Origin of the sequence: Bacillus songklensis, from assembly GCF_042649685.1 — a bacterium.
GTDB lineage: Bacteria > Bacillota > Bacilli > Bacillales > Bacillaceae_H > Bacillus_BA > Bacillus_BA songklensis.
The window spans coordinates 1-1,414 of sequence record NZ_JBHRZT010000022.1; the positions used below are offsets into that span (position 1 = coordinate 1).

A 1,414-nucleotide genomic window follows, 5' to 3' on the forward strand; every position below is an offset into this window, starting at 1 on the left:
AATTTTACGAACAATTTTCCTAATTCTCATGTTCAGTATGTTGCAAACGTGCAGTCATCACATTTAACATGATGCATTCAAGTTCCTGCCATGTGTAGTTTGTTCATATTTTTATTTTATTAGATATACAGAATTTCATACAGGATCGATTAATTAATTTGTCCGTTTTCTGAAGAAGCTAAACGTCTAGATGAAAAATAGCCATTCCTCTATAAGCCATGTAGGCTTTCCCTGCTCATTTTTCATATGCAACAGGGATGAGATCCATTTTTACCTTTTTAGCCACAATATAGCGTGTATAGCCATCCGTGAGAATCTTTGTATCTCGCTTAATCGTAATGGGCTCATCTAAGCAGCCTGTCCGTTTTAAATAGTCTACGACTCTCTGTATTTTTCCAGGGTTAGGACATGAATTTAAAAACTCTTCTGTTACAACAATCTCTTCAAGTGAAATAAAATCTTCTGCTCCTTTTGTTTTCACTTCTGTTTTCACCTCTTCTTCAGTTTAATTATATCCTTCATTCAATTTTTCAGTTCATATAATGAGCCTTACAGGAAACAAAAAAGCTCGGAGCAAAAATAGTCCGAGTTTTCGTCCTATAACATGGTTGCATTTGATTAGAATACTTATAAGATGCAACAGAAGCAGTAAGCAAAGATAAATGAATGTTAATTTGTTAATGATCTTGTTTTCAGTTAAAGAAACGGATAGCACTTTTTAAAATCTAAATTTAAAGCTTCATGATAACCTTATAGACATATATACAATGAAAGATGGGATCGTTGTACAAGCCATGGATATCAATCAGCTTCGATGGGGGTTAGGAGGCAACTTTTCTAAAAGACGTTCTCCAGCTCTCATTTTATGACCACATAAAGGACAATTTTGATGATTGTCATAAGAGAAATCTTTTCTCATCCAACCAATACAGTCTTCTGATTCACATTCCCAAACCTCTGTTTGTTCTTTAGGTAATGGTTCTTCATTCCTTTTCCTATAATACATGACAACATCACTACTCCTTCCATCTATTATACCCCCATAAACAAAAAATCATTAATTTTCTGCCTTTCTGTTAATTGCTATTGTTTTTGTCAATCTGTTATAATAAAGGTAATTATTTTTGTTCGGTATAGGATGGATAGCAGAACTGTCTTAAAAAGAAGGTTTCGTCTTGAAATATTATAGGTGGGCAAGGGTAGTAATACAATTGTGGAGTCTTCCACAACAGGAGGAAATATTATGACACAAGGTACAGTAAAATGGTTTAACGCAGACAAAGGTTTCGGTTTTATCGAGGTTGAAGGCGGAGAAGATGTATTCGTACACTTCAGTGCTATTCAAGGTGATGGCTTCAAATCATTAGACGAAGGTCAAAAAGTTACTTTTGATGTTGAACAAGGTCAACGTGGA

The 1,414-nt window shown here is 34.4% G+C and carries 3 protein-coding genes; 1 reads left to right on the forward strand and 2 read right to left on the reverse strand.

All coding sequences use genetic code 11. The features are described from left to right. Positions 1-235: 235 nt before the first annotated feature. On the reverse strand, positions 236-481 hold the full coding sequence (locus ACFOU2_RS07065) for a hypothetical protein (RefSeq protein WP_377913649.1): 246 nt from the start codon (positions 479-481) through the stop codon (positions 236-238). A 324-nt stretch (positions 482-805) separates the two neighbouring features. Continuing rightward, positions 806-1,006 carry a cold-shock protein gene (locus ACFOU2_RS07070; protein WP_377913651.1) on the reverse strand — a complete coding sequence of 67 codons (201 nt, stop codon included), beginning with the start codon at positions 1,004-1,006 and terminating at the stop codon, positions 806-808. Positions 1,007-1,243: 237 nt separating this feature from the next. On the opposite strand from ACFOU2_RS07070, the gene ACFOU2_RS07075 reads away from it, so the two are divergent. Next, on the forward strand, positions 1,244-1,414 hold a 171-nt coding region (locus ACFOU2_RS07075; RefSeq protein WP_377913653.1), incomplete at its 3' end, for a cold-shock protein.

Bases quoted from the DNA above. Each gene is read 5' to 3' on its own strand.
- ACFOU2_RS07070 (WP_377913651.1), bottom strand. From the start codon at position 1,006: ATGTATTATAGGAAAAGGAATGAAGAACCATTACCTAAAGAACAAACA.